This is a genomic window from Flagellimonas pelagia, from assembly GCF_003584135.1.
Lineage (GTDB): Bacteria > Bacteroidota > Bacteroidia > Flavobacteriales > Flavobacteriaceae > Flagellimonas > Flagellimonas pelagia.
In genome coordinates this window covers 1-7,274 of sequence record NZ_QXFI01000027.1, presented here as the reverse complement: position 1 = coordinate 7,274, position 7,274 = coordinate 1, and the positions used below count along the sequence as shown (strand labels likewise).

The 7,274-nt window shown below is 43.0% G+C and carries 8 protein-coding genes; 5 read left to right on the top strand and 3 right to left on the bottom strand.

Going from position 1 to position 7,274, the window contains the following annotated elements:
- From D2V05_RS12580 to D2V05_RS12570, 3 genes are all read right to left on the bottom strand, one after another.
- Positions 1-575: LytR/AlgR family response regulator transcription factor (locus D2V05_RS12580; protein ID WP_119648014.1), on the bottom strand; the 575-nt coding region annotated here is incomplete at its 3' end.
- A gap of 7 nt (positions 576-582) precedes the next feature.
- Positions 583-1,386 (bottom strand): sensor histidine kinase, encoded by an 804-nt coding sequence (locus D2V05_RS12575; protein ID WP_119648013.1) that lies wholly within the window; start codon positions 1,384-1,386, stop codon positions 583-585.
- A 30-nt stretch (positions 1,387-1,416) separates the two neighbouring features.
- On the bottom strand, positions 1,417-2,373 hold the full coding sequence (locus tag D2V05_RS12570; protein WP_119647215.1) for a tetratricopeptide repeat protein: 957 nt from the start codon (positions 2,371-2,373) through the stop codon (positions 1,417-1,419).
- Between the two features lie 190 nt (positions 2,374-2,563).
- On the opposite strand from D2V05_RS12570, the gene D2V05_RS12565 reads away from it, so the two are divergent.
- From D2V05_RS12565 to D2V05_RS12545, 5 genes are all read left to right on the top strand, one after another.
- Positions 2,564-3,103: a hypothetical protein gene (locus D2V05_RS12565; protein WP_119647214.1), complete on the top strand. Its 540-nt coding sequence runs from the start codon at positions 2,564-2,566 to the stop codon at positions 3,101-3,103.
- Positions 3,104-3,121: 18 nt separating this feature from the next.
- Positions 3,122-4,132: a hypothetical protein gene (locus D2V05_RS12560; protein WP_119647213.1), complete on the top strand. Its 1,011-nt coding sequence runs from the start codon at positions 3,122-3,124 to the stop codon at positions 4,130-4,132.
- Positions 4,133-4,198: 66 nt separating this feature from the next.
- Positions 4,199-5,167 (top strand): hypothetical protein, encoded by a 969-nt coding sequence (locus D2V05_RS12555; RefSeq protein WP_119647212.1) that lies wholly within the window; start codon positions 4,199-4,201, stop codon positions 5,165-5,167.
- A gap of 16 nt (positions 5,168-5,183) precedes the next feature.
- A complete protein-coding gene (locus D2V05_RS12550; protein ID WP_147378253.1) occupies positions 5,184-6,371 on the top strand; it encodes a hypothetical protein in 1,188 nt (395 codons plus the stop codon).
- Positions 6,372-6,375: 4 nt separating this feature from the next.
- The coding region (locus D2V05_RS12545) for a hypothetical protein (protein WP_147378275.1) at positions 6,376-7,274 on the top strand (899 nt) is incomplete at its 3' end.

The window sequence follows — 7,274 nt, the reverse complement described above, 5'->3', positions numbered from 1 at the left end:
CCCTCAAAATATTTTAAGGTTTTGGAAGCCGTGATTTTTTTGTTCGATAAGGTATGGATGTGGGTATAATTGGCATCTGACTGTAGTCGGACTATGTCATTGGTGTCCACCATGACGAACCCATCCACTGTAGGGATGGCAATTCGTTTGGAATTTCCCGACCCCTCCTTAAAATTATGGAAAAGCACATCAATTTTTTTTGTGGTCTCTTTGAGGTCCTTGTTCTCCCTCACTTTTTGTAGTGCTTCATGGAGGTCTTCTTTGGCAATGGGCTTCAACAAATAATCCAAGGCAGAAAATTTGATGGCCTTTAGGGCATAAGTGTCAAAAGAAGTGGTGAAGATCAGTTCAAAATCAAGATGGTTTAGTTGGGACAGTAAATCAAACCCGGTAGTACTCCCGAGCTGGACATCCAAAAAAAGCACATCAGGATTGTATTTTTCTATATGTATTTTACCCTCTGAAATGGTATTACAACTCGCCAGTATTTGGATATCCGGGCCAACTTCCTGCAGAAGACCCGTCAATCGGGAAATGCAGTGCTGTTCGTCATCAACGATAATGGCTTTTAACATGGCGAGGTCAGAATTGAAGTTCCAAAGGTAGGTTTATTTCCACACGCAGGCCTTCTTTCTTGTCTATCATGTCGATGGAACCTTCCGTGTTTTTCATATGGTTGATGATCTCGATACGGTTGGTGGTGATCTTTACGCCCAAAGAACTTTTCTCCTTGGTATCCATAGAAGCGGTGGCCCGACCGATCCCATTATCCTCCACCACGCATAAGAGCATGTCTCCCTTTTTCTTGATTTGGATATCAATTTTCCCAGTGTTCCCTTTGGGGGCAATACCATGCCATATACTATTTTCAATAAAGGGCTGTAGGATCATCGGGGGAACTAAGGTATTGTCTGGTTCAATGTCCTCGTCTACGGTTATGCTGTATTCCAGATGGTTATCCAGTCGAATGGCTTCCAGTTGCATGTAAAGCTCCATGAGCTCCAGGTCTTCTTCAAGGGTAATCCATTTCTTTTCAGAATTTTCAAGGATGGCACGGGTAAGTTTGGAGAATTTCACCAAGTATTCATCGGCCTGTTTTATATCATTCCTTGAAATAAAATCGCTAATGGAGTTCAGGGAGTTGAAAATAAAATGGGGATTCATTTGTGAGCGTAGGGCCTTGAGTTCTGTCTCGGCTACCTTGGCATTGAATTCGACCACCTTTCTTTTTTCCAAGGCATCACGTCTGCGTTTATATAGAAAATAACTTGCAATTGAGATCAGTGCCAGAAGGATGGCCCCAGCCAAATAACCATTTTTGACGAGATGTTGCCGTTTGATTTCCTCCTCGGCCTCGGCCTGTTGCCTCTCCATTTTGAACTGCATTTCCTTCCGGGTCAGCTCAGATTTTTTTTCTTAGCTCAACACACTGTCCTGAAGACGTACATGCTCTTTGTAAGCATGGAGGGCTTCTGCCATTTCTCCTTCATGTTCGTATACCTCACTCAATACTTTCCAGGAATCCGCTTGCCATTCCACGGCTTCGATCTCTTGGGATAGGTCAAGGGCTTTCCTCCCATTTAAGGCAGCCAAGTCATAGTTTTTCAATATGATATTGACCATTCCTATGCTGTTCAGGGCAGAAGCTTCAATGTATTTGTTCCCGATCTGGTGGGCAAGATCCGCCGCCTCCTGATAATACAAGAGTGCCTTTGGGTAATCTTCGAGTTTTTTGTAAGCTAGGGCCAAGTTATTGGTAATGGCGGCCACAAAGAGGTCATTTTCTTCCTGTTTGGACAATTTTAGGGCCTTTTCAAGATTGGCCACTCCTTCTTCATATTTTTTAGTGTCGTTGTAGATGATTGCAATGTTTGACAGTGCTTTTATTTCATCAGGGACATTGCCCAACTTTTGTGCAGAGGTCAAATAGGCTTCATAATTTTCCAAGGCCCTATCGTACTGTTTTAAATCGGCAAAAATGTTTCCGATATTGCTCAACAACGACGCTTCAAGTGACCTGTCCCCTATGGATTCGGCAAGATGTTGCGCTTTTTGGTAGACATCCAGTGCGGCTAGGTCGTCTCCCATAACATAATGCAGGTTTCCCTTCTGTCTCAATGCGTAACTCTCCCCCTTGATCCAATCTGTTTCGGAGGATATGGCAATGGCCTCATCTACCAAAGGAAAAGCTTCCTTGGGATTGGAATAGGTCATTTCCCCAGCAGTTTTTATCAATAAAGAAACGCGGACAGAATCTTTTGCCGAATGGGTGGCCAATTCCTGTTGTAACGAATCCAATACGCTTTGTTGGGAAATTCCCCAAAGGGGAAAGAGCAATAGGACTAAAAAGATCTTTTTAAAGGAATCTGGCATGGCGGGTGATTGGTCAAAACCAAATTTAAAGGTTTTGACTCAATATGCTGCCCCGTTCATTGTGTATTGCGGTAATTCAACAAAAGACAACGCTCATGTTCATATTTACAACGGTGAATAAGTGGTCGTGGCATAGGCTATGGGGAATATATAGCTTGGTGTTTTCTACGCACCATAACCATTTTATACTATGAAAAAAATGCAGTTGTTTTTCCTTTCCATTTTTACACTTACCATGTTCACAAATTGTAATTCTGACGATGGCGATGAACCAGAGGATGGGAAATCCGGAAAGGTTGAGGGAATCATCCAGTTGTCCGGGGAGGAGACTGGGGTTTTGGGGACTTCTTTGACCGTAGGGAACATTGAGGTCGGAAATGCATCATTGACAGGAACGGACAAATCTGTCATATTACTTTCCGATAATATTACAGTGGTAGATAACGAACTGGTCTATAGTAATGACCAGAGCGGTTTTGTGATCGTGGCTGCGGATTTTTCCACTGGGGGGTCACCCGATATCGACAAGACCATTTCCATGACCATTGTAAAGAACGGGGAAGAATATCCACATGCGTGTTCCTCCCCCTATCAAGGATTCTTTATGGCCTGTGGAGATGGGTTTGAAGTTGATTTCGAAGCCAAAAAAGTCACTTTTGAAGGTACCACGGTAATCAATACCGATGATGACAAGCTTTTGACTATGGATGGAGTGATAACGTGGGAGTAACGGTTCATATTGAAGAAAATGATACATAAGATAAGTTTGGGGGTATTGTTGGCTATCTTGGGGTTGCTTGAATTAGAGGCACAGGCCCCAAGTGCCAACAATCTGATTGTGTTCGATCCACCTTCCGAGAAGTTTGCTCCCGTTAAACTACAGGCCCATATGGGCCTTCCTCGGTTTGGGGCATTTAACAGTCATATGGTTAAGAATACGGGTGCCACGCCCGCGATGAGACCCGCACGGGGAAATGATGGGGCCCATGTGATGGAACAGAACAAAAAGGAAAGAAACGGTCTCTTGAATTTTTCCATTTTGGTGGGGTTGAAATATTTGGAGCCCTTTATGAGTGATCTGGACCGCGGGCGTTTGACCGTGGCCAGTTCCAATACATCACAAGAACAACGGAATTCCGCATTTCTACAGCAGTTTTTACGGACCCAAGTCGGTCCGAATCTTTGTTTGGACAATGCCTGCAACCAAACCAATCAAGGAAAAAACGAGTTTGAGAGGCTTCGCAATTATACCTCTTTTGTTGAGGTATGTTTGGAGCCACTTCAAAGGTGGGGCCAATCGTTTTTCAAAAATGATGAAATGGTAGGATACCATGTATCCACACTTCATGTTGGAAGGGGGTATGACTTTGACAAATTAGGGTATTGGGTAGGACATTATCTTAATCTGAACGATGTTTTTACCCCAAAGCAAGGTGGGGCCAAAAGAGTGGTCTTCGAGCCTGTTGCGGCATATGAGCATGAACTTTTGAAGAAAATCAACGGAAAGAACAATCTTCAATTTTTTCTCAAAATCGACGAACAGACCGCCGAACGGTTCTTGAAGGAAGACATCAACCGGTTGTATTTGGTGAAGAAGATAAAATTGAAACGTTCGGGCAAACCGATGGCCTTTCCTTATGACCCTGTGGAGTTCAACTATTCCCATGTGGACAGCGATGTGGAAATTTATGAGGACGAAGCCCTTACAGAACATTTTATGACGCTTTCCCTTGCCAACCTCACGTTAAAAACCAATTGATCTATGAAGAATTTGCTTTTTGTAATTATAATAATTGTTTGCCAAGGAGTAGGGTGGGGCCAACCAATGGAAAAGGTTTTTGATCCACCCAGTACCGATTTTATTTCCCTATCCTTACAGACCCACAAAGGGAAGCTCCGCTTTGGGGTACAGGATGAATATTTTGTGAAGGCCGATGGCACCTATATAAGCTCTAGGGAAGAAGGGTATTTTGAAATGGACAAACGGTCCAGCCACCATATGGCCAGTAAGCACGCCTTTATGGAGCTTTTGAAGATGAGGTTTAAGGAAGACATGTTTGCGGTAATGGACAAAGATCTTTTTACCGAACGAAAGCAAAATATGTATGAGGAAGAGTTGAAATCCCTCACCGCCCAGCAGCATGTACTGGCCTTGGCAAATGCATTGTGCAATACACAACAGTTGATTCGGTTTTTCTGCAACCCAAAAGAAGAGGATTGTGTTTCCGGGTTTCCACAAGAAGGGTATTACAACGAACCAAGGAACCAAAGGCCATGGGGAGGCAGGGGGGCTTCGGAGTTTCAGAAATTGCGTGCGTATACCGCTTTTGTGAAGGAAAAATTTCCCATGTTAGAAAAGTGGGCAAAGACCCTTTATACAGACAATACCTTGGAGGGATACTATGTGGCCCGAACCAATTTGGGCACCTACGATTTTAAGGATGGGGGTTATTGGTTCAATACCAATCAATTTTACAACACTGGCTTTTTGTTACATTGGTATGGACTTCAACCATCCAACTCCACCGAAAGAAATTTGATGCATCCCAATGGCACTTCTATCCTCTTCAAAATGTCTCCGGAAGAGGCAGAGCACTTTTCTGAAAAGCACCAATACCTCTATTTGGTGTTGGATGTGACCGGCTACCTGAATGGAGTGGAAAATTATCGTGCAGATCAGCTCAAGACCACCTTCAGTTTGAACAGCCCTGTCATAGAACTGTACTCGGATGATGGCCTTACCCAAAAAGTGGGGGAAATAGACATCAATTCCATGGTGTCCAAAACCAGATAAAATCTAAGCTATGAAAATGAAAGATATAAAAACCAAATCCATATTGCTTGTTGCGGTTTTTGGTCTGTTGGCGCCAATCTCGGTCCAAGGACAGTTTTTAAAAAAACTGAAAAAGAATGTGGAGGATAAAATCGTAAATAAGGCCAGTGAAAAAACCGATGAGTTATTGAATGGGGAAGGGGAAAAGACATCGGCTCCAGAAAAAGAGAAACCAAGTCCAAAGACTGGGCCTGCATCAACAAACAAAACATCCCCAAACAGCATACCGATAGGAAATCAAACCCAGAATAAATCGCCTGAAATTAAGGACGATAATATTATCACCTATAAGGCCCCCAACAAGGATTTTATGGATGTGGTCATACAATCTCACAAGGGACTTCCCCGCTATGGAGATGTTTATTATCATAGGGGGGTTACGGCCCCGACCCATAGCAAAGCCTATCGGGCACTCTTGGAACTTAAATTTATGGAAGACCTTTTCAAGGATATGGACCGGTCAAAACTCACTTCATACAATTATGCGGACAATGACCTTAAGGCAAAGAACTCCAATAAGGCCCAACATCATTTGTTGATGCTCGCAAAGGATGTTTTTTCGGATGAAAATATGCAAGAATACTTTTGTGACCCCGAAGCAAAGGCCCCGTGTAATTTTACCAATGCCGTGGGTGAACGAACCATTGTACCTAGCTGGGGAGGGACACGGAACAATGAATTTGCCCAAAATCGCAGTTACTCCAAGTTTATCAAGAATCATTTTGAGACCCTTCGGGATTGGAGTGAAACATTCTATGAAAATGGAAGCCAAGTCGCCTACTTCGTGGCTAGGGGAGCGGTAGCTGAAAAATATGATTTTAAGGATAAAGGCTATTGGATTGGCAATATATTCTCCATAGGAGGGGACTTTATACTTCATAATTCCAATTTTTTGGCCTACTCTGAGAATGAAAAAACCTTGAAGAACACATCAAAAAAGGTTTTTTTGTCCGTAGACCCAACAGCGGCCAAAGAATTTAACCTCCAATCCAGATCACCCGTATTTGTGGTGTTCAAGGTGAAGGTGACACCTCGTATTACAAATCCTACCCATGTGGATTGGGAGTTTGAGTTGGAAAGTACAACAATGGAGTTTTATAAGGATGCCCCCCTAACCAAAAAAATGGGAGAGGTGGATATGAAGACCGTTAAATTTAAAGATTGATCAAATGAAATGTAATCGTACGAAACAAGTTTTATGGATTGTAGGGGTATTGCTGATGACATTGCCTCAGAACATGAACGGTCAGTTTTTTAAAAAATTGAAGCAGCAGGCCGAGGAAAAAATAATTAAAAAGGCCGATAAGAAAGTGGGTGATATTTTGGATGGGAAACAAGATTCGGCGAATGGAACGAATACGCAAACTGAGGCCATAACACTACCCGAGGCCCAAAAAACAGAGCAAAAAGCTACACAACAGAATACCGCCATAGCTTACAATGAGGATGATTACCTGGTTTATAAATCCCCTAACCAAGCCTTTAAGGATATTGTGGTTCAGAAATTCAAGGGCCTTCCCCGATTTGGGGCCATAGATTCCTATATGATGCAGGACAATCCCAAAAAAGTGGACCTTTCCAAGGAAGCCGGTGAAAAAAGGAATCTGACGGGTACCGGGTATGCTGGGTTTGCCCACTTGGTGCGTATCCATAGTTTGAAGGAGCATTTTAAGGTGATGGACAGGACTGCCCTAACGCAGCAGACAAAAGGAAAGATCATTGAGGAAGAAGCAAAGTCGAGCTTGGCCCAAAAAGTATTGAAGGAATTTGCATTTGATATGGGAACCGATGCCCTGAAAAAGGAATATTTTATGAACGATTGGAGCGGAACCGGTAAGAGTGCCTTGGTCCGTGAATGGGGAGGTCACCAAGCGGACGATTTTACGGAGAATGAGCGGTATGTATCTTTTGTAGAAAAGTATCTGGATATCATTTTAAAATGGAGCAAAAGCTTTTTTAGTGATGGAACCGAGGATTTTCAATTGGTCCATGCCATAAAGTTCCAAGGCCAATATGATTTTGACAAAGGAGGTTTTTGGATACGGTTACCTATCAAAAGACCCCCATT

Bases quoted from the DNA above. Each gene is read 5' to 3' on its own strand.
- D2V05_RS12575 (WP_119648013.1), bottom strand. From the start codon at position 1,386: ATGCAGTTCAAAATGGAGAGGCAACAGGCCGAGGCCGAGGAGGAAATC.
- D2V05_RS12570 (WP_119647215.1), bottom strand. From the start codon at position 2,373: ATGCCAGATTCCTTTAAAAAGATCTTTTTAGTCCTATTGCTCTTTCCC.
- D2V05_RS12565 (WP_119647214.1), top strand. From the start codon at position 2,564: ATGAAAAAAATGCAGTTGTTTTTCCTTTCCATTTTTACACTTACCATG.
- D2V05_RS12560 (WP_119647213.1), top strand. From the start codon at position 3,122: ATGATACATAAGATAAGTTTGGGGGTATTGTTGGCTATCTTGGGGTTG.
- D2V05_RS12555 (WP_119647212.1), top strand. From the start codon at position 4,199: ATGGAAAAGGTTTTTGATCCACCCAGTACCGATTTTATTTCCCTATCC.
- D2V05_RS12550 (WP_147378253.1), top strand. From the start codon at position 5,184: ATGAAAGATATAAAAACCAAATCCATATTGCTTGTTGCGGTTTTTGGT.